General features: G+C 46.2%; 19 protein-coding genes and 2 tRNA genes. 19 read left to right on the forward strand and 2 right to left on the reverse strand.

The window, feature by feature from the left end; translation table 11 throughout:
- Positions 1-205 precede the first annotated feature (205 nt).
- A complete protein-coding gene (secD, locus tag BM607_RS11100; RefSeq protein WP_071938406.1) occupies positions 206-2,020 on the forward strand; it encodes a protein translocase subunit SecD in 1,815 nt (604 codons plus the stop codon).
- A 2-nt stretch (positions 2,021-2,022) separates the two neighbouring features.
- Complete coding sequence (gene secF / locus BM607_RS11105; protein ID WP_006082726.1) at positions 2,023-2,925, forward strand: protein translocase subunit SecF; 903 nt, start codon at positions 2,023-2,025, stop codon at positions 2,923-2,925.
- 83 nt (positions 2,926-3,008) lie between these two features.
- Here secF and yhbY read toward each other — a convergent pair whose 3' ends face one another.
- Complete coding sequence (yhbY, locus tag BM607_RS11110; RefSeq protein WP_006082725.1) at positions 3,009-3,308, reverse strand: ribosome assembly RNA-binding protein YhbY; 300 nt, start codon at positions 3,306-3,308, stop codon at positions 3,009-3,011.
- A 90-nt stretch (positions 3,309-3,398) separates the two neighbouring features.
- On the opposite strand from yhbY, the gene rlmE reads away from it, so the two are divergent.
- The 14 genes from rlmE to rpsO all read left to right on the forward strand — a co-directional run bounded on the left by rlmE (position 3,399) and on the right by rpsO (position 16,789).
- On the forward strand, positions 3,399-4,028 hold the full coding sequence (rlmE, locus tag BM607_RS11115) for a 23S rRNA (uridine(2552)-2'-O)-methyltransferase RlmE (protein ID WP_006082724.1): 630 nt from the start codon (positions 3,399-3,401) through the stop codon (positions 4,026-4,028).
- Positions 4,029-4,057: 29 nt separating this feature from the next.
- Positions 4,058-6,031 (forward strand): ATP-dependent zinc metalloprotease FtsH, encoded by a 1,974-nt coding sequence (ftsH, locus tag BM607_RS11120; RefSeq protein ID WP_011847519.1) that lies wholly within the window; start codon positions 4,058-4,060, stop codon positions 6,029-6,031.
- Positions 6,032-6,241: 210 nt separating this feature from the next.
- A complete protein-coding gene (gene folP, locus BM607_RS11125) occupies positions 6,242-7,075 on the forward strand; it encodes a dihydropteroate synthase (RefSeq protein ID WP_071938405.1) in 834 nt (277 codons plus the stop codon).
- Between the two features lie 80 nt (positions 7,076-7,155).
- Positions 7,156-8,493 (forward strand): phosphoglucosamine mutase, encoded by a 1,338-nt coding sequence (gene glmM, locus BM607_RS11130; RefSeq protein WP_071938404.1) that lies wholly within the window; start codon positions 7,156-7,158, stop codon positions 8,491-8,493.
- A gap of 194 nt (positions 8,494-8,687) precedes the next feature.
- The gene (gene tpiA / locus BM607_RS11135; RefSeq protein WP_071938403.1) at positions 8,688-9,470 is read left to right on the forward strand and encodes a triose-phosphate isomerase; all 783 of its coding nucleotides are present in this window, start codon (positions 8,688-8,690) and stop codon (positions 9,468-9,470) included.
- Between the two features lies 1 nt (position 9,471).
- A complete protein-coding gene (secG, locus tag BM607_RS11140) occupies positions 9,472-9,807 on the forward strand; it encodes a preprotein translocase subunit SecG (RefSeq protein ID WP_006082719.1) in 336 nt (111 codons plus the stop codon).
- An 11-nt stretch (positions 9,808-9,818) separates the two neighbouring features.
- Positions 9,819-9,905, forward strand: a tRNA-Leu gene (locus tag BM607_RS11145).
- Positions 9,906-9,987: 82 nt separating this feature from the next.
- A tRNA-Met gene (locus BM607_RS11150) sits at positions 9,988-10,064 on the forward strand.
- Positions 10,065-10,237: 173 nt separating this feature from the next.
- Positions 10,238-10,693 carry a ribosome maturation factor RimP gene (rimP, locus tag BM607_RS11155; protein WP_006082718.1) on the forward strand — a complete coding sequence of 152 codons (456 nt, stop codon included), beginning with the start codon at positions 10,238-10,240 and terminating at the stop codon, positions 10,691-10,693.
- Positions 10,694-10,722: 29 nt separating this feature from the next.
- On the forward strand, positions 10,723-12,222 hold the full coding sequence (nusA, locus tag BM607_RS11160; RefSeq protein ID WP_006082717.1) for a transcription termination factor NusA: 1,500 nt from the start codon (positions 10,723-10,725) through the stop codon (positions 12,220-12,222).
- A gap of 25 nt (positions 12,223-12,247) precedes the next feature.
- Positions 12,248-14,890: a translation initiation factor IF-2 gene (gene infB / locus BM607_RS11165; RefSeq protein ID WP_006082716.1), complete on the forward strand. Its 2,643-nt coding sequence runs from the start codon at positions 12,248-12,250 to the stop codon at positions 14,888-14,890.
- Positions 14,891-14,947: 57 nt separating this feature from the next.
- Entirely contained in the window at positions 14,948-15,406 is a 459-nt protein-coding gene (gene rbfA, locus BM607_RS11170) for a 30S ribosome-binding factor RbfA (RefSeq protein ID WP_071938402.1), read from the forward strand.
- The gene (gene truB / locus BM607_RS11175; protein ID WP_006086939.1) at positions 15,406-16,371 is read left to right on the forward strand and encodes a tRNA pseudouridine(55) synthase TruB; all 966 of its coding nucleotides are present in this window, start codon (positions 15,406-15,408) and stop codon (positions 16,369-16,371) included. The genes rbfA and truB overlap by 1 nt, the downstream gene beginning before the upstream one ends.
- Before the next feature lie 148 nt (positions 16,372-16,519).
- Complete coding sequence (rpsO, locus tag BM607_RS11180) at positions 16,520-16,789, forward strand: 30S ribosomal protein S15 (RefSeq protein WP_006082713.1); 270 nt, start codon at positions 16,520-16,522, stop codon at positions 16,787-16,789.
- 169 nt (positions 16,790-16,958) lie between these two features.
- Here the strand turns inward: rpsO and BM607_RS11185 are convergent, their stop codons facing one another.
- Positions 16,959-19,013: an EAL domain-containing protein gene (locus tag BM607_RS11185; RefSeq protein ID WP_006082712.1), complete on the reverse strand. Its 2,055-nt coding sequence runs from the start codon at positions 19,011-19,013 to the stop codon at positions 16,959-16,961.
- A 195-nt stretch (positions 19,014-19,208) separates the two neighbouring features.
- Between BM607_RS11185 and pnp the strand changes: the two genes are divergently transcribed.
- From pnp to prfC, 3 genes are all read left to right on the forward strand, one after another.
- Positions 19,209-21,311 carry a polyribonucleotide nucleotidyltransferase gene (gene pnp, locus BM607_RS11190; protein WP_006082711.1) on the forward strand — a complete coding sequence of 701 codons (2,103 nt, stop codon included), beginning with the start codon at positions 19,209-19,211 and terminating at the stop codon, positions 21,309-21,311.
- Between the two features lie 193 nt (positions 21,312-21,504).
- The gene (gene nlpI, locus BM607_RS11195; protein WP_071938401.1) at positions 21,505-22,407 is read left to right on the forward strand and encodes a lipoprotein NlpI; all 903 of its coding nucleotides are present in this window, start codon (positions 21,505-21,507) and stop codon (positions 22,405-22,407) included.
- 99 nt (positions 22,408-22,506) lie between these two features.
- Positions 22,507-24,087, forward strand: a complete 1,581-nt coding sequence (gene prfC / locus BM607_RS11200; RefSeq protein WP_006082709.1) for a peptide chain release factor 3 — start codon at positions 22,507-22,509, stop codon at positions 24,085-24,087.
- Positions 24,088-24,135: the final 48 nt, after the last annotated feature.

The following is a 24,135-nucleotide window of genomic DNA, read 5'->3' on the forward strand; positions in this document are numbered from 1 at the left end:
CTACTGGAGTCTGCTCCCGTTGAACTTGCATGCCATTGCATTTTTGTTCTCACCGAAACCATCTCTATCGCGGCTACATTCGCTGTGATGACTTGAGTCTAACTGGCTAGATTTGCTGGTGCTCAATGATAGGTTTTGGACTGATATCAATATGTTCGCTTAGCTTTTGACTTAAAAGTTAGGTGATAAATAGCGAGTTAATCCCATGGAAAGAAAACCTAATAAACGGCTGCTAAATCACTATTCAGCTTGGAAATATATAGTTCTTATCGTCACCATCATAGTGATGTTATTCAGTGCCTTGCCGACATTTTATGGTGAGGATGCCGCGGTGCAAGTGGGCGCTAAGGCTGGGTTAACACTCACGCCCGTAGCCCTTAGAGATAAGCTGCAAGCCGAAGGCGTGACGGTAAAACGCATCGACCAAAAGAATGGCGAAACCCTGATTGTCCTCGATGCGGATAACCAACAAACCTTAGTCAAAACCTTGGTTTCTTCTATGGTGACAGAGCCCAAAGAGTTGACCTTATCCCTTGCCAGTGCCGCGCCGAGTTGGTTGCAAAACTTAGGTTTTCAGCCGATTAAACTAGGGCTCGACTTACGTGGTGGGGTGCAGTTTCTACTCGATGTGGATGTTGACCCTGTGTATCAAACTCAGGGTGAGGCGTTAGTTGATTCGCTACGTCAATTCATCCGTGAGCAGAAGATCCGTGGTGCCAGCGTCTATTTGGACCAAACTAACCAGTTAAACCTGACGCTGCCCGATAATGACGCCCGCGCCGCCGTGCGTCAGATGATGAAACAGTCCTATCCAAATTGGCAATTATCCAATACCGATGGCGCGGGTTTACAGATTAAGTTGAGTCAAGAGGAACAAACTAAACTGCGTAATTTGACTGTGCAGCAAAACTTGCAAGTTATGCGCAGTCGTATTGAAGAACTTGGCATCACAGAAGCCTTAGTACAGCGCCAAGGCGATCATCGAATTCGGATTGAGTTGCCTGGCGTGCAAGATCCTGCAGCCGCGAAAAACGTCATTGGTGCTACAGCGAGTCTGGCTTTCTTTGAGGTGAAAGAGTCAGGTTCTGTGAATGCCATGGTGCTTAACGACAAGTCGGGTAAGCCTATTTATGTGGGCCGCACGCCAGTACTGGGCGGCGATCACATTGTCGATGCCAGAGCGAGTTTAGGTGAGATGGGCATGGCCGAGGTGAACATTAACCTCGACCGTGTCGGCGGGCAGAAAATGTCTGAGTTTTCCCGTACCAATATTGGCAAACCTATGGCGACGTCTTACAGCGAATACAGCCGTGATGAACAAGGTAAGGCTAAGCAAACTCAAGAGATTATCAGCGTCGCGACCATTCAATCCCAGCTTGGAGACCGCTTCCGCATCACTGGCGCTGGCACCTATCAAGAAGCGCAGCAATTAGCCCTGTTACTGAGAGCTGGCTCTATGACGGCGCCAGTGACGATTGTGGAAGAGCGTACCATTGGCCCGACGTTAGGCGCTGAAAACATTGAAAACGGTTTTGCTGCGCTTGGTCTAGGTATGGGGATTACCTTGTTGTTTATGGCGCTTTGGTATCGTCGTCTCGGTTGGGTGGCGAATATCGCGCTGATCTCTAACATGGTGATCTTGTTTGGCCTACTGGCGCTTATCCCTGGTGCTGTGCTGACCTTACCCGGTATTGCTGGCCTAGTGTTAACCGTGGGTATGGCCGTCGATACCAACGTGCTGATTTTTGAGCGAATAAAAGACAAGTTAAAAGAAGGTCGCAGTTTTGCGCTGGCAATTGATACGGGGTTTGATAGTGCGTTTTCGACCATTTTCGACGCTAACTTCACCACTATGATCACGGCTGTCGTGCTGTATTCCATCGGTAATGGCCCAATTCAAGGTTTCGCCTTGACCTTAGGTCTAGGTCTGTTGACCAGCATGTTTACCGGTATCTTTGCTTCAAGAGCCTTGATTAACTTAGTTTACGGACGTGATGTTAGTCGTCATGTGAGGGTATAACCATGAAAAATATCAATCTAACAAAATGGCGTTATGTTTCCAGTGCTATCTCAATTTTATTGATGATAACGTCATTAGCCATCATAGGTGTAAAGGGTTTTAACTGGGGATTAGACTTTACCGGTGGTGTGGTGACTGAAGTTCAGCTCGATAGAAAAATCACCAGCAGTGAGTTACAACCTTTGCTTAACGCTGCCTATCAGCAGGAGGTCTCTGTGATCTCGGCCAGTGAGCCGGGCCGTTGGGTATTACGCTATGGTGATATAAAGAGTGCTGATACTGAGCAAAGCAATGTCGATATTCAGCAGGCATTAGCGCCACTTAACTCTGAAGTGCAAGTCCTTAACAGCAGCGTTGTTGGGCCGCAGATTGGTCAAGAACTGGCGGAGCAGGGCGGGTTAGCGCTGTTAGTCGCTATGCTGTGTATTTTAGGCTATTTAAGTTATCGCTTCGAGTGGCGACTCGCATCGGGTGCTTTGTTTGCGCTAGTGCACGACGTCGTCTTCGTACTGGCGTTTTTTGCGCTGACGCAGATGGAGTTTAATTTAACGGTACTGGCGGCTGTGCTGGCGATTTTAGGCTATTCGTTAAATGACTCGATTATCATTGCTGACCGTATCCGTGAATTATTGATTGCTAAACCAAAGCTTGCGATTCAAGAAATTAATAACCAAGCGATTGTGGCGACATTCTCCCGTACTATGGTGACGTCAGGGACAACCTTAATGACGGTCGGTGCGCTGTGGATCATGGGTGGTGGGCCGCTGGAAGGATTCTCGATAGCGATGTTTATCGGTATTTTAACCGGGACATTCTCATCGATTTCTGTTGGCACCTCATTGCCTGAATTATTAGGTTTAACGCCTGAGCATTATAAGGAACAAGTGATTTCTGATACGCCTTAGTGCTTTATTTTAATTTGTAGTAAAAACAAAGAGGCCACTCAATTGAGTGGCCTCTTTGTTAACACAATAAAAATCAAGAAAAATTACTTTGCCTTTGGCAAAGCAATCTTCATTTCTGGTGATTGACGATAAATCACCAGAATATGACCAATAAGTTGCACTTTTGCGGATTGAGTTTCACGTACTATGGCATCAACGATGGCATTTTTTAGCTCTCTGTCGGCAGAGGCTACTTTCACTTTAATCAATTCATGATAAGCGAGTGCGCTTTCAATTTCAGCGAGTACACCTTCAGTCAATCCATTGGCACCAAGCAGCACCACTGGCTTTAGCGGATGCGCTAGACCTTTTAAATGCTGTTTTTGTTTGGTTGTTAAGTTCATTTCTACCAACTTTTGCTGAGTTACTGTTGAAAAACGGCTATTCTACCCTTATATAGCCTTTGTGTAACTCTCAATTGTTGCGGATTTTAAATGTCAGGTATAAAACGTACGGCCAGTTCTAATCGCTGGATGCTAGAACACTTTGATGATCACTATGTCAAACTCGCCCAAAAAATGGGCTTGCGATCTCGCGCTGCGTTTAAGCTTGAGGAGATCCAGCAAAAGGATCAACTGATTCGCCCAGGCATGACTGTGGTTGATCTCGGTGCTGCTCCAGGAGGTTGGTCTCAAGTGGCAGTTAAATTAGCGGGAGATAGAGGTAAAGTCATCGCCTGTGACATTTTGCCTATGGATCCCATCGTCGGGGTAGATTTTTTGCAAGGGGATTTTCGTGAAGATAAAGTCCTTCAAGCATTACTTACTCGCGTCGGTGATGCTAAGGTTGACGTTGTGTTGTCTGATATGGCGCCCAACATGAGTGGTTCAGATAGTGTTGATCAACCCCGTGCCATGTATTTAGTGGAGTTGGCGTTAGATATGTGCCATCAAGTATTGGCTCCTAATGGCTGTTTTGCGGTAAAAGTCTTTCAGGGGGAGGGCTTTGACGAATACATGAAAGCGGTAAAAGCAGTGTTTAAAGTCGTTAAAACACGTAAACCAGACTCTTCACGAGCGCGTTCCCGTGAAGTCTATCTTGTGGCGACTGGGTACAAGTTGTAGTAACCTAGCGTTAATAATCGCAAGACTTAATGAGGTCTAGTAATTTGAGTGACATGGCAAAAAATCTAATACTCTGGGTTGTCATCGCCGTTGTGCTGATGTCAGTGTTTCAGGGTTACTCCCCCTCTTCTTCGTCATCGCAGAAGATGGATTATTCTACCTTCTTAGATAATGTCCGTGATGGGCAGGTCGCAACTGTTGAAGTTAAAAGCGACCAACGTACTATTGAAGGTGCTAAGCGAACGGGTGAAAAGTTCACGACTATCATGCCGTTATATGACCAAGATTTAATTAATGATCTTGATCGTAAAGGCATCACCATGAAGGGCCAAGAAGCCGAAGAATCTGGGTTCCTAACCCAAATCTTCATCTCTTGGTTCCCTATGTTATTGCTTATCGGGGTATGGATTTTCTTCATGCGCCAGATGCAAGGCGGCGGTGGCAAAGGCGCTATGTCCTTTGGTAAGAGCAAAGCCAAGCTGATGAGCGAAGATCAGATTAAAACGACGTTTGCCGATGTTGCTGGTTGTGACGAAGCAAAAGAAGAAGTCAAAGAGTTAGTTGATTATCTGCGTGACCCAACTAAATTCCAAAAATTGGGCGGCCGTATTCCAACGGGCGTACTGATGGTGGGTCCTCCAGGTACAGGTAAAACCTTGCTGGCCAAAGCCATTGCGGGTGAATCTAAAGTACCTTTCTTCACTATCTCGGGTTCTGATTTCGTTGAAATGTTCGTTGGTGTTGGTGCATCCCGTGTGCGTGACATGTTCGAACAAGCGAAAAAGTCTGCGCCCTGTATCATCTTTATCGATGAAATCGATGCGGTCGGTCGTCAACGCGGCGCGGGTTTAGGTGGTGGTCATGATGAACGTGAGCAAACACTGAACCAAATGCTGGTTGAGATGGACGGCTTCGAAGGTAATGAAGGCGTTATCGTTATCGCGGCAACTAACCGTCCAGACGTACTCGATTCTGCACTGCTGCGTCCAGGTCGTTTTGACCGTCAAGTGGTCGTTGGCTTACCAGACGTGCGTGGTCGTGAGCAGATTTTGAAAGTGCATATGCGTAAAGTACCGCTTTCTGAAGATGTGAAGGCGAGTGTAATTGCCCGTGGTACCCCAGGTTTCTCTGGTGCTGACTTAGCTAACTTAGTGAACGAAGCGGCCCTGTTTGCGGCTCGTGGAAATCGCCGAGTAGTGGGCATGGAAGAATTTGAGCGTGCAAAAGATAAAATCATGATGGGTGCTGAGCGCCGTTCTATGGTGATGTCTGAAGCCGAAAAAGAAATGACTGCATACCACGAAGCGGGCCATGCAATTGTAGGTTGTTTAGTACCAGAGCACGATCCTGTGCATAAGGTCACTATCATTCCTCGCGGCCGTGCGCTGGGTGTCACTTTCTTCTTACCCGAAGCGGACTCAGTGAGTCAGAGCCGTCGTAAGTTAGAAAGCCAAATTTCAGTCGCTTACGGTGGTCGTTTAGCTGAAGAGCTTATCTACGGTACTGAAAAAGTGTCGACTGGTGCATCACAGGACATCAAATACGCGACCTCTATTGCGCGTAACATGGTGACTCAGTGGGGCTTCTCGGACAAGCTAGGTCCATTACTGTATGCCGAAGAAGACGGTGAAGTGTTCTTAGGCCGCAGCATGGGTAAAGCCAAAGCCATGTCCGATGAAACTGCAACTATCATCGACGCGGAAGTGAAAGTCTTTATCGACAAGAACTACGCGAGAGCGAGACAGATATTGACCGATAACCTCGATATTCTGCACTCGATGAAAGAAGCTCTAATGAAGTATGAAACCATTGATTCACTTCAAATTGACGATTTAATGAAGCGTCGCGAAGTGCGTCAACCCGCCGATTGGCAAGTGGATGACCATGGTTCTAACGACAAAGGCAGCGGTCATGGTGAACCAGCTGAGAAAGCTGAAGATACTGTGACTACAGCGTCTGCTGAACCAGACTTGAAAGAGCCTGATGAATCACCTGCTAAGTAATTTGTTGTGAAATAAAAGAAAACCCCGTAAAGGGGTTTTCTTGTTTTATCTTGTTAGCAATTTGACTGCGCTGTCATTTATCCACTTTGCCATTACTGAAATTTCGCCTCTGACATCAGTCACCTCAGATAGAAAGTGAAGGCTAAAACTAATGACGCTAGTTATACCTATAGGTAAAATCGTAAGTGTTCGTATTATTGGAGTAAATGCGTGTTTGAACTGATTGCTGGCACTAAACGCCTCGCGTTATCTTCGCCCATAGTGATGGGCATTCTGAATGTCACTCCCGATTCCTTTTCCGACGGTGGTCAATATTCTTCCTATGAACTTGCCTGTCAGCATGCCGATGACATGGTGGCTCAAGGCGCGGGGATGATAGACATTGGTGGAGAGTCAACAAGGCCCGGCGCCGCCGAGGTGAGCTTAGACGATGAACTTGCGCGGGTGATCCCGTTAGTAAAATATGTGGCGACGCACCATGATGTGTGGATTTCGGTCGATACCAGTAAAGCTGAAGTGATGCGCCAAGCTGTCGCTGCGGGTGCACACCTGATTAATGATGTGCGTGCCTTGATGGAACCCGGTGCGCTCGAAGCTGCCGCAGAGTTGCACGTCCCGATATGTTTAATGCATATGCAGGGTGAGCCGAAGAATATGCAGTCTTCGCCGACGTATTATGATGTTATTGAAGAAGTTTCTGGCTTTTTAACCGAGCGGATTGACGCTTGCTTACATGCTGGGATCCCCCGAGAGTTATTAATACTCGATCCGGGATTTGGCTTTGGTAAAAGCTTAGAACATAACTATGAATTACTGGCAAAGCTCGATTGTTTTGCCAAGTTTGATTTACCCGTATTGATAGGATTGTCTCGTAAGAGCATGATAGGGAACCTCTTAGCAAAACCGACCTCAGAGCGTCTTGCTGGGAGCCTTGCTGGCGCTATGATAGCGGCCCAAAAGGGAGCTCATATCATTCGCGTACATGACGTTGCTGAAACTGTGGATATGCTCAAGGTGTTACAAGCGACACAAGCGTATTTTTAAGCATCGTTATGCTCTCGTTAAGCATTTAATTAATATTATGATCCCAAATCATTGGGACACATTTGAGTTTGTGGGGCGATATGAAAGAACGTAAATTTTTTGGAACTGACGGTATTCGGGGAAAGGTCGGTTCAGGTCAAATGACGCCTGAGCTTGCGCTAAAACTAGGTTGGGCAGCGGGTCGCGTATTATCCCGCAGTGGTACCAAAAAGGTGATCATAGGTAAAGATACCCGTATTTCGGGTTATATGTTTGAGTCGGCACTGGAAGCAGGCCTTTCTGCCGCAGGTCTTAATGTGATGTTAATGGGGCCTATGCCCACGCCCGCAGTCGCCTATTTGACGCGTACGTTTCGCGCCGAAGCAGGGGTGGTGATCAGCGCATCACACAATCCTTATTACGATAACGGCATTAAATTTTTCTCGACCGACGGCAGTAAGTTAGACGATAACTTAGAGCTAGAAATCGAAGCCGAGCTTGAAAAGCCCCTCGTTTGCGTTGAATCGCATTTGTTAGGCAAAGTGTCGCGCATTGAAGATGCCCGTGGCCGGTATATCGAGTATTGCAAAGGAAATTTCCCAGCAGAACACACGTTAACTGGACTAAAAATTGTGGTCGATTGTGCCCATGGCGCAACTTATCACATAGCACCAGCTGTGTTCCGTGAGTTAGGCGCCGAGGTGATTGCCATTGGTGATAAACCCAACGGGATGAACATCAATGACAAAGTGGGCGCAACGTCTATGGGCAAGATTTGCGAAACCGTTTTGGCCGAAAATGCCGATTTAGGTATCGCGCTCGACGGCGATGGTGACCGCATTATGATGGTCAACAGCAAAGGCGAAGTCATCGACGGCGATCAGATTTTATATATTCTGGCCTGTGATGCGAAATCTCGCGGCGTATTGCGCGGCGGTGTGGTCGGCACCTTGATGTCGAATCTTGGGCTTGATTTAGCCTTGCAAGCATTAGATATTCCTTTTGCACGTTCAAAAGTGGGCGACCGCTATGTGATGGAATTACTGAAAGAACTCGATTGGCGTATCGGTGGCGAGAATTCAGGGCATATCCTTAATCTTGACCACGGCACAACCGGTGACGGTATTGTCGCGGGGATTTTAGTGTTAGCGGCTATGCGTCGCCAAAATGCCACACTAGAAGAACTGACTTCTGCGATGGAAATGTTGCCACAGGTGTTAGTCAATGTGCGCTTTGAGGGCGAGCATGACCCACTTAAGTCAGATAAAGTAAAAGCGGCGCAGGCACAGGTTGAATCTGAGCTTGGCGTGCGCGGTCGAGTACTATTACGTAAGTCAGGTACAGAACCTTTGATCCGCGTCATGGTAGAAGGTGACGATCATAGTGCAGTATTGGCGCACGCAAATTTGATTGCGGATGCCGTAAAATCGGCAAGCTAATATTTGCCTATTTTGTAATGAGTGCGGCTGATACCAATTTAAAATTAAGGTGTTAGCTGCACAAATGAACAGAAATCAGCTTTGGCGTGTAAAAAATAAGCATTCCAACCTGATATCTGAAAAAATTCGAATTTAGCTATTGTAACTTAATAAGTGGTTCGCTATTATTCACGCCGCTTTCAGAGGAGACAGTGATGGCACTCAGACGTCCTATGGTCGCTGGCAATTGGAAAATGAACGGCAGTGCGGCATTAGCCCAAGAGTTGTTCAAAAAATTTGCCTCTAAGCTCCAAAATGATTTAGCTGAAGTGGTTTTATGCCCGCCTTCTATCTATCTAGAGAGCGTTAGGCAACTGCTAGAAGCAAACAAGGAAGCGTTAGACGGTTCACTTGTTAGGATGGGCGCACAAAACCTAAGTCAACACGACTTTGGCGCTTATACCGGAGAAGTTTCAGGTCAGATGCTCAAAGATTCAGGATGTCGATATGTGATTATCGGACATTCAGAACGTCGCCGTATGTACGGAGAGACGAGTAATATCGTAGCGGAGAAATTCGCCGCTGCACAAAAGCATGGCTTAACTCCCATTTTATGTGTGGGTGAGTCAGGTCCAGCACGTGAAGCAAGACGCACCTTTGAGGTGATTGCGGAAGAGTTGGATATAGTGATCCAGAAAAACGGCACTATGGCTTTTGATAACGCCATTATCGCCTACGAGCCACTTTGGGCTGTAGGGACAGGTAAAAGCGCTACACCAGAGCAGGCACAAGAAGTTCATGCGTTTATTCGCAAACGCCTCTCTGAAGTGTCTCCGTTTATCGGAGAAAATATCAGGATTCTCTACGGTGGTAGTGTAACACCGAGTAATGCTGCAGATTTATTTGCCCAACCTGATGTTGATGGTGGACTGATTGGCGGTGCTAGCTTAAACTCTAGCGAGTTTTTAAGTCTGTGTACCATAGCGATGAGCGCATAATATGTATGAAGTTCTAGTAGTTATTTACTTGTTGGTTGCATTAGGTCTGATCGGCCTAGTATTAATTCAGCAAGGTAAGGGAGCTGACATGGGGGCCTCTTTTGGCGCCGGTGCATCAGGTACTCTGTTTGGTTCAAGCGGTTCAGGTAACTTCCTGACACGCACTACGGCAATTCTTGCCATTGCGTTTTTTACTTTAAGTCTGCTAATTGGCAACTTAAGTGCAAACCACGCAAAAAATGAAGATTCATGGAAAAATTTAGGTTCAGACACTGAACAGGTCACACAACCTGTTGAGCAAGGAACCCAAAAGTCAGAAACGAAAATTCCTGACTAGTAAAAGGTGTCGCCGAGGTGGCGAAATTGGTAGACGCGCAGCCTTGAGGTGGCTGTGACCTAACGGTCGTGCGGGTTCAAGTCCCGCTCTCGGCACCAAATATAACTAAGATAGACGACATAAGTTCTCTCTTAGTTATTGCAAGAAATGACGATAGTCAATATACTTGCACACAGTTGACGCGGGGTGGAGCAGCATGGTAGCTCGTCGGGCTCATAACCCGAAGGTCGTCGGTTCAAATCCGGCCCCCGCAACCAGCTCCTAGTAACGAATAGTGTTTGAATTCGTTATGGTTTACAGGTTCTTGAAATTAATGACCTCGTGATTACGGGGTTTTTTGTTATCTGGGACTTTTAAATTTGTCGCATACTTCGTATGTGGCGTTGTACTAGGGCTATTAAGCCCTTTTTTGTTTTTTCGGGGGTCAATCTTGGCAACGTTAGAATTCAGACTGGCAGAAATGCTCAAAGTACCTGTGGAAGCATTAGGCTTTCAGCTATGGGGCATTGAATATGTTCAAGCGGGTAAGCATTCCACACTGCGAGTGTTCATTGATGGTGAGAATGGTATCAATATTGAAGATTGTGCCAATGCAAGTCGCCAAGTCAGTGCTGTACTCGATGTTGAAGATCCTATTTCTACAGAATATACCCTAGAGGTTTCTTCGCCAGGCGTTGATAGACCCTTATTTACTGCTGAGCAGTATGCGGGCTATGTGGGCGAGGATGTAAAGCTTCAATTGACTATGCCGGTTGACGGCAGTCGTAATTTAAAAGGCGCCATCACTGCGGTCGACGGGCAAATGCTCTCACTGAAAGTGAATGGTAAAGAGTTAGTTGTCGCATTGGATAATATCCGCAAAGGCAACTTAATCGCTAAGTTTTGATGGTTTCAAGGTGAACGAGGCAAGACGAGATGAATAAAGAGATTCTGCTAGTCGCTGAGGCGGTTTCAAATGAAAAGGCCGTTCCACGCGAGAAAATTTTTGAAGCGCTAGAGATTGCTCTGGCCACAGCAACCAAGAAAAAATACGAAGGTGATATTGACGTTCGTGTTGCTATCGACCGTAAAACCGGTGGTTATGATACTTTCCGTCGTTGGATGGTGGTTGATGATCACGGTGAAGCGTTAGAAAATCCTTACCGCGAAATCACGTTAGAAGCGGCACGATACGAAAATCCAGACATCCAACCTGGCGAGTTTATCGAAGACGATATCGAGTCAGTGGTGTTTGACCGTATTACCACTCAAACCGCTAAGCAAGTGATCGTACAGAAGGTACGTGAAGCTGAACGTGCTCAAGTGGTTGAACAGTTCCAAGATCAAGAAGGTGAGTTAATCACTGGTATAGTCAAAAAAGCAACTCGCGAAAGCGTAGTGGTTGACTTAGGTAATAACGCTGACGGCGTGTTGTTCCGTGAAGATTTAATTTCACGTGAATCTTTCCGTCCAGGCGACCGCGTACGTGCATTATTGTACTCAGTACGTCCAGAAGCTCGCGGCGCACAGTTATTCTTAAGCCGTACTAAACCTGAAATGCTGATCGAGCTTTTCCGTGTTGAAGTACCTGAAATTGCTGACGAACTGATTGAAATCATGGGCGCAGCTCGTGATCCAGGCGCGCGCGCTAAAATCGCCGTTAAGTCGAATGACCGTCGTATCGATCCAATCGGTGCGTGTGTGGGTATGCGTGGTGCACGTGTACAAGCCGTGTCGAATGAACTGGGTGGCGAACGTGTTGATATCGTGTTGTGGGATGATAATCCAGCACAATACGTGATCAATGCCATGGCGCCAGCCGATGTTGCCTCTATCATAGTTGACGAAGATAACCATTCTATGGATATCGCCGTTGAAGCCGATAGTTTGGCACAAGCCATTGGACGTAATGGCCAGAACGTACGTTTAGCGACACAACTGACAGGTTGGGTTCTGAACGTTATGACAGTGGAAGATATGAATAAGAAACACCAGGCAGAAAGTGCCAAGGTGGTTGAATTATTCGTTAACTCACTGGATGTCGATGAAGATTTTGCACAAGTACTGGCGGACGAGGGCTTTACGTCGCTCGAAGAAGTTGCCTATGTACCTGTGTCTGAACTATTGGCGATTGACGGTTTTGACGAAGATCTCGTTGAAGCCTTACGTGAACGTGCAAAAGCGGCGATCTCAACTCGAGCTCTCGCTACTGAAGAAGCACTGGATGGTGTGGAGCCAAGTGAAGAGTTACTAGCACTTGAAGGTGTTGACAGACACTTAGCCTATGTTTTCGCTAGCAAAGGTATTGTGACTCTAGAAGACTTGGCTGAACAAGGCATTGATGATTTGATCGAAATTGAAGAATTGACAGAAGAAAAAGCAGGTGAGCTCATCATGGCAGCCCGCAATATCTGTTGGTTTGGCGAAGAAGCATAAGTCGATCAACAGGGGGATTTAACTGATGGCAGATACTACCGTAGAGAAATTGGCCACGGAAGTGGGTAAAAGTGTTGAACGTCTGATTGAGCAATTCTCTCAGGCTGGAATTAAGAAAGGCCAAGCTGATAACGTGACTGAAGCTGAAAAGCAGCAGTTACTGGATTATCTGAAAAAGCAGCACGGTGGCGAAAATGCGCCAACGAAAATGACGCTGCAGCGTAAAACCGTATCGACCCTGAGTGTGGCCGGTAATGGTGGTCAATCTAAAGATGTTAAAGTTGAAGTTCGTAAAACACGAACTTTCGTCAAGCGTGATGCTAATGAGGCTACTCTGAAGGCTGAAGAAGAAGCGAAAGTCGAAGCAGAAGCTTTGGCAAAAGCAAAGGCCGAAGCAGAAGCTGCTGCGGCAGTAAAAGCGAAAGCTGAAGCAGATGCGAAAGCAAAAGCGGATGCAGAAGCCAAGGCGAAAGCCAAAGCAGCAGCCGAAGTGAAAGTGGTTAAAGATATGTCACCTGAAGCAGAAGCGGCTCGTCTAGAAGCTGAACGTTTAAAAGCAGCACAAGAAGCGGCGACAAAACGTAAGCAAGACGAAGAAGCGGCTAAAGCGGCAGAAACTGCTCGCCTATTGGCTGAAGAACATTCTAAGCGTTGGGCCGAAGAAGAGCGCCAACGTCTAGAAGCCGAGAAAAACGGTGATCACCACATCACGACTTCTAAAGTGGCTCGTGCTGCTGAAGATACTTCTGATCTGGATGAAGAAAAACGCGGACGTCGTGCTCGTAACAAGAGCAACGCCAAAAAACGTGGCGGCAAAGATGCCCGTGACGGCCGTGAAAAACACATGCGTAACCGCAGTACAGCACCTGAGTCTATGGCGCACGGCTTCAACAAGCCAGTTGCAGCGGTAAGCCGTGATGTGCGTATCGGTGAAACTGTTACTGTTTCTGAACTTGCGCATTTAATGGCAGTTAAAGCGACTGAAATCATCAAACAGATGATGAAAATGGGTTCTATGGTCACGATCAACCAAGTGTTGGATCAAGAGACTGCCCAAATGGTTGCCGAAGAAATGGGCCACAAAGTTGTGCTTATCCGTGAAAACGAACTTGAGCACCAAGTGCTTAAAGATCGTGACGATGAAGATGGCATCAAGCAAGAGTCTCGTGCACCTGTTGTGACTATCATGGGTCACGTTGACCACGGTAAGACGTCATTACTCGACTATATTCGCCGCGCTAAAGTGGCTGCTGGCGAAGCCGGTGGTATTACTCAGCATATCGGTGCATACCATGTTGAAACTGAAAACGGCATGATCACTTTCCTTGATACTCCTGGTCACGCCGCGTTTACCGCAATGCGTGCCCGTGGTGCCAAGGCAACGGATATCGTTGTGTTAGTTGTTGCTGCCGATGACGGTGTAATGCCGCAAACTATCGAAGCAATTCAACATGCTAAAGCCGGTAACGTGCCATTAATCGTGGCTGTGAACAAGATGGATAAGCCGGAAGCGGATATCGATCGCGTTAAGAGTGAATTGTCGCAACACGGTGTTATGTCTGAAGATTGGGGTGGAGACAACATGTTTGCCTTCGTTTCAGCTAAGACAGGTGAAGGCGTTGATGAACTGTTAGAAGGTATCTTACTGCAAGCTGAAGTTCTCGAACTGAAAGCGGTACGTGATGGTATGGCTGCTGGTGTGGTCATTGAATCACAATTGGACAAAGGTCGCGGCCCAGTTGCTACGATTCTGGTTCAAGAAGGTACGTTACGCCAAGGTGATATCGTTCTGTGTGGTCTTGAGTACGGTAAAATCCGTGCAATGAAAGACGAGAACGGTCGTTCAATCACTGAAGCGGGTCCATCTATTCCTGTTGAAATTCTGGGTCTGTCAGGCGTTCCATCTGCAGGTGATGAAGCAACAGTAGTACGTGATGAGCGTAAAGCGCGTGAAGTTGCCCTGTATCGTCAAGGCAAGTTCCGTGATGTGAAACTGGCACGCCAGCAAAAATCTAAGCTAGAAAACATGTTCGCGAACATGACTGAAGGCGAAGTGAAAGAACTGAACATCGTTCTTAAAGCAGACGTACAAGGTTCACTCGAAGCGATTACTGACTCGTTAACAGGTCTGTCTACCGATGAAGTGAAAGTGAACATCATCGCTCGCGGTGTGGGTGCTCTTACTGAAACGGATGCAACCTTAGCGGCAGCGTCTAACGCTATCCTGGTTGGCTTTAACGTGCGTGCCGATGCACAAGCGCGTAAGACAATCGACAGCGAAAGTGTTGATTTACGTTACTACAGCGTTATCTATAATTTGATTGATGAAGTTCGTGCAGCGATGACAGGTATGCTGTCTCCTGAATTCAAACAACAAATTATCGGTCTGGCTGAAGTTCGTGACGTGTTCAAATCACCTAAGCTGGGTGCAATTGCTGGCTGTATGGTTACCGAAGGTACCATCAAGCGTAGCGCACCAATTCGCGTACTACGTGATAACGTTGTTATCTACGAAGGTGAACTTGAATCGCTACGTCGCTTTAAAGACGACGTTGCTGAAGTTCGCAATGGTATGGAATGTGGTATTGGCGTTAAGAACTACAACGATGTTCGCGTAGGCGACCAAATCGAAGTATTCGAAACCGTCGAGATTGCTCGTACTCTGTAACGATAATAAGGGCGGCTTTAGCCGCCCTTATCAATTTAAGCTATGGTAAGAAATATTATGGCAAAAGAATTCAGTCGTACTCGTCGAATCGCTCAGCAGCTTCAGCAAGAACTTGCTCAAGTGCTACAGCGCGACATGAAAGATCCTCGTATTGGCTTTGTAACCGTGAATGACGTCGATGTCTCACGCGACCTTAGCTATGCCAAAGTCTTCGTGACTTTCTTCGAGGAAGACAAAGCCGTTGTTCAAGAAAAGCTAAACGCTTTGATCAGCGCAGCTCCTTATATCCGCACTTTAGTGGCGGGCCGTATGAAGCTGCGTGTGATGCCTGAACTGCGTTTTATCTATGATAGCTCGCTCGTTGAAGGTATGCGCATGTCTAACTTAGTTAGCCAAGTGATCAACCAAGACAAAGCGAAGCAGAAGCAATTTGGTAGCGAAGACGCATCAGTTGAAGATGAAGTCTTAGGTGATGATGTTGCCGATGATGCAGATGAAACGGAAGGTAAAGATTAATGGCTCGTCGTCCAAAAGGTCGTTTTATCGATGGGATAGTGCTGCTGGATAAATCCACTGGCATGAGTTCTAACTTTGCTTTGCAAAGGGTAAAGCGCTTTTTTAATGCGAACAAAGCAGGGCATACGGGCGCACTTGATCCGTTAGCGACAGGTATGTTACCTGTGTGCTTAGGCGAAGGGACTAAGTTTTCCCAGCATCTGTTAGATGCCGATAAACGCTATTTAGTTACCGCAAAGCTGGGCGAGCGAACGGACACCAGTGATTCCGATGGCGAAGTGGTGCAAACCCGCGCCATTGATTTTACTGAAGCACAGTTATTAACTGCGCTTGATTTCTTCCGTGGTGAGACTCAGCAAGTGCCTTCTATGTATTCCGCGCTTAAATATCAGGGCCAGCCCCTGTATAAATATGCCCGTGAAGGCATTGAAGTGCCGCGCGAATCTCGCCCTATTACGGTATTTGAGCTTAATTTTATCGGTCTTGAAGGCGATGAGCTGACCTTAGACATTCATTGTTCTAAGGGCACTTATATTCGCACTATCATAGACGATCTCGGTGAAATGCTCGGTTGTGGCGCCCATGTCATCATGTTGCGTCGCACTCAAGTTGCACAATATCCCTATGCAAGAATGGTTTCCTTAGAACAACTTGAAGCGCTTGTTGCTCAAGCACATGAACAACAGATAGATCCGAGTGTACTTCTTGATCCGCTGTTATTACCTATGGATACGGCTGTGGCCGATTTCCCTGAGGTGAATGTGCCAGATGCAATCGCCCCTTACTTAATGCAAGGTCAGGCTGTTCGGGTCCCTGTTAATGCAGACTTGAAAACCGATGAACTAGTGCGTATCACTTTAGGTGACATTCGCCGATTTGTGGGGATTGGCACGATGAACGAAGACGGCCTACTCGCGCCAAAACGACTCATAGTGATCCATGACGAGCCTGCAGAAACTGATTAGCCCGCTATCCATGAACCAATTAATAAATTAGTTCATGGATTAGTCTCCACCTTTTATTGCGCTAGGGTGGGTTTCTGGGTAGAATAGCGCGCCCTCTGGCTGAGTTAGTGATCGGCTAGAGATTCATATTATTTATTTGGAGATATACATGTCACTAAGTACTGAAGTAAAAGCAAAAATTTTGGCTGATTTTGGCCGTTGTGAAAACGACACTGGTTCAACTGAAGTTCAAGTTGCTTTGTTAACTGCGCAAATCAACCATTTGCAAGCTCACTTCAAAGAGCACATTCACGATCATCACTCACGTCGTGGTCTGTTACGTATGGTTAGCTCACGTCGTAAGTTAACTGCTTACCTGAAACGTACTGACGTAGCACGTTACACTGCACTGATCCAAAAGTTAGGTCTACGTCGTTAATTTCACGTAGACTAACGCAAAAAAGGAGGCTTAAGCCTCCTTTTTTATTGCCTAAAATTCAGTATATGATTACGTTAAGCTTTGTAGGATTTAGGCCTGAGCATGTCGATAGTGTTATGCCTATTACGCTGGCTAACGCCGCCTAAACCTTGACTCTGATTAAAGTAACCTAAGCTCCACGTAAACCATCAAGACTGCTTATCGTTGCTGTCTGTGTTGCTATATACAGGGCTTCAAATTCCGCTTGGGGCAGGGGTTGGCTAAAATAGAAACCTTGGCCGACTTGGCACTGATTCTCCTTCAACCAATCCAATTGCTGCTCGTTTTCAATCCCTTCGGCCACAATGGTCAAATTAAGCTGCTTACCCAACATCAAAATGGTCGATGCGATTGCGCTATCCCCAGGTAAATCGGACACGAAACAGCGGTCGATTTTCATGGTGGTAATGGGCAAATGGCGCAGATAAGAGAGTGATGAATATCCGGTGCCGAAGTCATCGACGGCAATACCAAACCCTGCTGATTTAAGTTGTTCAAGCTTAGCAATGGCGAGCTCAATGTCGTTCATCAGCGAGGTTTCAGTGATTTCAATTTCCAGCAGTTCGGGTTGGATCTGATAACGTAATGCCATCTGTTTGATATCGGGTACTAAACTGGCGTCGGCGAATTGCTGTGAGGCGACATTAATCGCAATCGGGATGGCATAGTTATATTTCTTTTGCCACTCCCTTAAGACTTTGCAGCTTTGTTCTATCACCCAGCGGCCAATCGGAATGATGATCCCCGTTTCTTCGGCGACGGGAATAAAAGAAACCGGACTGATGAGTCGGCCGTCTTTTTGCCAGCGGATCAGAGCTTCACAGGCAATCACTTTGCCCGTTTGCAGATCGAGTTTAGGTTGGAAATACAGCAAAAATTCGTTGTTTTTTAACGCATCATGCAAGGATGCTTCGGTGCGTAAACGCACTGCGGCGCGCTCTGTCATCTGCTGTTTAAAGAAGGCCCATTGATTGGAACCAGCAGCCTTAGCGCTGTACATGGCAATGTCGGCATGACGTATTAAATCTTCTGCGCTGTTACCGTCTTCAGGATAAATGGATATCCCAATTGAGGCCGCAGGATGAATCGCATGCTCATTTAACTGGATTGGCACATTAAGCTGGGTAAGTAACTTATCAACAAAATCAGCAGCTTGATCTGGGGTGTGTACTGTGTCGGCTAAAATCACAAACTCATCACCACCTAAGCGAGACACTGTGCCTTTATCGCCAACGAAGCGTTCGAGAATACGGGCGATACGGGCGAGGAATTGATCGCCCAATGCGTGGCCAAGGGAATCGTTAATATTCTTAAATCTATCTAAGTCGATAAACATCAAGGCAAAGCTGCGTTTGTGCACGCGCGAACGTTGGATAGTGACTGCGATGGTTTCGAGCAATAATGTGCGGTTCGGTAAACCCGTTAGCGGATCTCGGGTCGCCATTTTGCGCAGTTTGGATTGGGTTTGGCTAAATTGGATAAGAATTTGGTTGAATTTCGAGGTCACTAGGCCGAGTTCATCATCCTTGTGCGCATTGGACATAGGTAAGAGGTTTTCGTCCGGTGAGTCGGGTTCAATCTTATCTATGGCCTCACTAATACGCGCGATAGGTTGAGTCAAGAAACGATGGAAAACCACTGAAAGTACTAAGGTGAGTAAGAGTGCGCGGGCAAGTGTGGCGAAAAAACTAAATCTTAACTGTGAGAAAAGGGTGTTTGTCAGCTCTTGGGTATCGTAGAAAACCGTTAATGTGCCAATGAGTTGCTGTTGTTGGGTGCCTTCGAAATAAAAAGGTCGGTACAGCGGGCGAGAGATTTCTTTAAGATCATCAAATAATTTGTTACTTAAGCTGATAAATGTCTGCGAGTTATTCTTTTTATTATTGCTAACTGACACAAACATGGAACCATCGTCCAGCTCAATCACTGCTGAGCCGACATGCTCAACCTTAATGGCACCTTCTAAGGTTTGACGGGCTAAATTATCATCCAATGCCCAGACAGCATTTGCTGCAGGTTGTTCAACTGAATCAAGGAGTTCTTGCTGCGTAGTCGTGAGTTGTTGTTTGGTTGAGACGACGACTAAAGCGATTTCAACAATAAAAATGGCAATGGCAAAAAATAGGGCAGTAAATACGACTAGGTTAGTTTGTTTCCACGTCAGTGACTTAAAACGGCCTGTCATCGGGCGCATCCTTTATGATAATTATTCACCATCTGCGAGAATTTCCGTATCAATGTAAACCGCAACTCTTTGTTGATTTAACCACTTTAGTGAAAAGTTGCGTATTTGTCATCATTATCTGCTCTTTATCTATTGATCCGATTTGCAGTATACTTACGCGCGTAATTCAAGGTCATTAATTAAGGAATGGGTCACGTGAATCCTATTGTAAAGAGTTTTGAGTATGGTCAACATACAGTCACCCTGGAAACAGGTGTTATAGCGCGTCAAGCAGATGCAGCCGTTTTAGCGAGTATGGGTGACACGACTGTGTTGGTCACTGTTGTCGGTAAAAAAGAAGCAGATGCAGGTCGTGACTTTTTCCCTCTGACTGTTAACTATCAAGAAAAAACCTACGCAGCAGGTAAAATTCCTGGTGGTTTCTTTAAGCGTGAAGGCCGTCCTTCAGAAGATGAGACATTAATCGCTCGTCTGATCGACCGTCCAATTCGCCCTCTTTTCCCTAATGGTTTCAAAAACGAAGTTCAAGTTATCATTACTGTAGTATCTGTCGATCCACAAATCGAGCCAGATATCATCTCTATGATCGGTACTTCTGCGGCACTGGCTATTTCTGGTATTCCATTCAGCGGTCCTTTAGGTGCTGCACGTGTGGGTTACATTGATGGCGAATACGTGTTGAACCCAAGTGTTGCGCAACTTGCAACCAGCCAACTGAACTTAGTGGTTGCTGGTACTGCTGGTGCAGTATTAATGGTGGAATCAGAAGCCCAAGCATTGCCAGAAGAAGTGATGTTAGGTTCTGTTGTTTACGGTCACGATCAACAACAAGTGGTTATCAAAGCGATTGCTGAATTTAAAGCAGAAGCTGGTAAACCAACTTGGGATTGGACTGCACCAACGCAAGATGCCGATTTAGTTGCCCAAATCAAAGAGCTTGCTGAAGCTGGTTTAGGTGATGCGTATAAGATCCAAGTTAAACAAGATCGTTATGCTCAAGTTTCTGTTGTTAAAGCAGCAACAAAAGAAGCCTTGTTAGCTAGCAATCCAAGCATTGATTTACGTGAAGTAGACAACTTGCTGGGTAGCTTAGAGAAGAAAGTGGTTCGTGGTCGTATCATCCGTGGTGAGCCACGTATCGATGGTCGTGAACCCGACATGATCCGTGCATTAAGCGTGTTAGCGGGCGTATTGCCACGTACTCACGGTAGCGCATTGTTCACTCGCGGTGAAACTCAAGCGTTAGTGACTTGTACTTTAGGCACTGAACGTGATGCACAGAAGATTGACAGCATCATGGGCGAGCGCACTAACCGTTTCATGCTGCACTATAACTTCCCTCCATACTCTGTTGGTGAAACAGGCATGGTGGGTTCACCTAAGCGTCGCGAAATCGGTCATGGTAAGTTAGCATGGCGCGGTATCAATGCTGTTATGCCTTCAGCTGCTGAATTCCCATACAGCGTGCGCGTTGTATCTGAAATCACTGAATCTAACGGTTCAAGCTCTATGGCGTCAGTATGTGGTACTTCATTAGCTCTGATGGATGCTGGTGTGCCTATCAAGACTTCTGTAGCGGGTATCGCTATGGGTCTAGTGAAAGAAGGCGATGATTTCGTTGTTCTTTCTGATATCTTAGGTGATGAAGATCATTTAGGTGACATGGACTTTAAAGTTGCGGGAACGCGTGATGGTATTACTGCACTGCAGATGGATATCAAGATCGAAGGTATCACTAAAGAAATCATGGATATCGCACTGCAACAAGCCTATGGCGCACGTGTACATATCCTGAATGTGATGGATCAAGCGATTGGTTCACACCGTGATGATATTTCTGATCACGCTCCACGTATCACTGTTATCAAGATCAACCCAGAAAAAATTCGTGACGTTATCGGTAAAGGCGGCGCAGTTATCCGTGCTCTTACTGAAGAAACCGGCACTACGATTGAACTGGAAGATGACGGTACTGTGAAGATCGCTTCTTCAAACGGCGAAGCAACCAAAGAAGCTATCCGTCGTATCGAAGAAATCACTTCAGAAGTTGAAGTGGGTCGTATCTACAACGGTAAAGTTATCCGTATCGTTGATTTCGGTGCGTTCGTGAACATTCTGCCGGGCAAAGACGGTTTAGTACACATTTCACAAATCAGTGATGAGCGTGTTGCTAACGTGTCTGATCACCTTGAACTGAACCAAGAAGTTGCTGTTAAAGTAATGGAAGTGGATCGTCAAGGCCGCGTACGTCTGTCAATCAAAGAAGCACAAACTAAAGAAACTGCCGCTGCTGAATAATGAGTCTTTGACTTACTTATAGGCACACACTTTCTAAGTGATTGCATCAAAAGGAGATCAAATGATCTCCTTTTTTGTTTTTGGCATTAAGAAAGTCAGTATTAATCTTAATTCCCCAATAGCAGTCCTGTGGTGGGATTGCTATCATGAAGATTCTTCTGCGTATGTTGGGAATCTAAAAAGGTAGAAATGGATGAGTCTTAAAATTAGAACCGCTGTCGTTGCTGTGCTGGCGGGCGCCAGTCTGTTGTTAGCCGGATGCGCTACCACCCAGTCTCCTTTAGATAACCATAATGATGTTGAAGGTAAATTGGTTATCGCACCTGTCATGCCTGATTATAAAGTGGAAGTGACGTTAGCGAAGCTCAACGAGATTTTGGCTACGGTCGAATTAACCAATGAGCAAAGAGCCAGATTTCATTACGATCGCGGTGTGATTTACGACAGTGTGGGCTTAAGACTGCTCGCGCGCATCGATTTTATGCAAGCGCTGAAGCTGCAACCCGATCTCGCCGATGCTTATAATTTTCTTGGGATTTATTACACCCAAGAAGGCGAATACGCTAGTGCCTATGAAGCGTTCGATGGCGTGTTAGAACTCGCTCCTAACTACGATTACGCCTATTTGAATCGCGGTATTGCCTTGTACTATGGCGACCGTAACGATTTAGCCACTAAAGATATGCAGGCATTTTATGCTGGTGATAATAAAGATGGTTATCGCGCATTGTGGCTGTATTTGATTGATTTTAAAGATGATGCAGTTGAAGCTAAAAAACAGTTAGCTGAAAATCGTAAGAATTTAGACAATGATGCTTGGGCGACCGTTATCGTTGATTATTATTTAGGTACAAAAAGCCATGATGATGTGTTTGCTGCTGCGAAAGTTGGCTTAACTCATCCAAAAGAATATGCCGAACGTTTATGTGAAGCTTATTTTTACCTGGCGAAAATGGCAATAGAAAACAAGCAATATCAAGATGCTGCTAATTATTTCCGCCTCGCACTGGCGACCAATATTTATGATTTTGTTGAACATAGATATGCGCGGATTGAGCTCGCTAAAGTCAAAGGTTTGCTCGAAGCCACAAAATAACCCTCATCTGCCCGAGCTCATCTCGGGCTTTGCCTAGCCAAGCTCGAACTGAGGCGCTATAATTTGCGCCTTTTTAGCGATACTAGTGCATAGGTTAACATGTCAGGCAATAAAGTAGAGGTCGATAAACGTCGCACCTTCGCGATCATATCGCACCCCGACGCGGGTAAAACAACCATTACCGAAAAAGTGCTGTTATTCGGAAACGCTTTGCAAAAAGCGGGAACGGTTAAAGGCAAAAAATCGGGTCAGCATGCTAAGTCTGACTGGATGGAAATGGAGAAGGACCGTGGTATTTCTATTACTACGTCTGTGATGCAATTCCCCTATGGTGGCGCCCTCGTTAACCTACTCGACACGCCTGGTCACGAAGACTTCTCTGAAGATACCTATCGTACGCTAACGGCTGTTGACTCCTGTCTGATGGTCATCGACTCTGCTAAAGGTGTTGAAGAGCGTACTATTAAGTTGATGGAAGTGACACGTCTACGCGATACGCCGATCGTGACTTTCATGAACAAACTCGACCGTGATATCCGTGATCCTATCGATCTGATGGATGAAGTCGAAAGCGTGCTGAATATTGCCTGCGCACCTATTACTTGGCCTATTGGCAGCGGTAAAGAGTTCAAAGGTATTTACCATATTCTGCGTGATGAAGTGGTCTTGTATCAAGGCGGTATGGGACACACAATTCAAGAGCGTCGTGTAATTAAAGGCATTAATAATCCGGATCTTGAGAAAGCGATAGGCAGTTACGCTGCTGATTTGCGCGATGAGATGGAATTAGTGCGCGGCGCGTCGCATGAATTTGACCATGCAGCTTTCTTAAAAGGTGAGTTGACGCCAGTGTTCTTCGGTACTGCGTTAGGTAACTTTGGTGTGGACCATATTCTTGACGGCATCGTCGAGTGGGCGCCTAAGCCATTACCGCGCGAAAGCGATACACGCGTTATCATGCCTGATGAAGAAAAATTCACCGGTTTCGTGTTCAAGATCCAAGCTAACATGGATCCAAAACACCGTGACCGTGTCGCCTTTATGCGTGTGTGTTCAGGCCGTTACGAGCAAGGCATGAAAATGCACCATGTGCGTATTGGTAAAGATGTTAACGTTAGCGATGCATTAACCTTTATGGCGGGCGATCGTGAGCGCGCTGAAGAAGCTTACCCAGGCGATATCATCGGTTTACATAACCATGGCACTATCCGTATTGGCGATACTTTTACCCAAGGCGAAAAATTCCGTTTCACTGGCGTGCCTAACTTCGCCCCTGAAATGTTCCGCCGTATTCGTCTGCGCGATCCGCTTAAGCAAAAGCAGCTCTTAAAAGGCTTAGTACAGTTGTCAGAAGAAGGCGCTGTGCAAGTATTCCGCCCAATCGATACTAACGATTTAATTGTTGGCGCCGTGGGTGTGCTGCAGTTTGAAGTGGTTGTTGGTCGTCTTAAGAGCGAATATAACGTTGAAGCCATTTACGAAGGTATTAGTGTTTCGACCGCTCGCTGGGTTTATTGTAAGGATGAGCGTAAGCTTGAAGAGTTCCGCCGCAAGTGTAGCCAAAACTTAGCACTCGATGGTGGTGACAACTTAACCTATATTGCGCCAACTATGGTCAACCTGAATCTTTCGATGGAAAGGTATCCTGATATTGAGTTTGCAAAAACCCGCGAGCACTAATTAGGTTCGGTTTAGAATAGTTGTTGAAATGGCGGTGAATTCACCGCC

It is taken from the genome of Shewanella sp. SACH, from assembly GCF_001887095.2.
Taxonomy (GTDB): Bacteria; Pseudomonadota; Gammaproteobacteria; order Enterobacterales; family Shewanellaceae; genus Shewanella; species Shewanella baltica.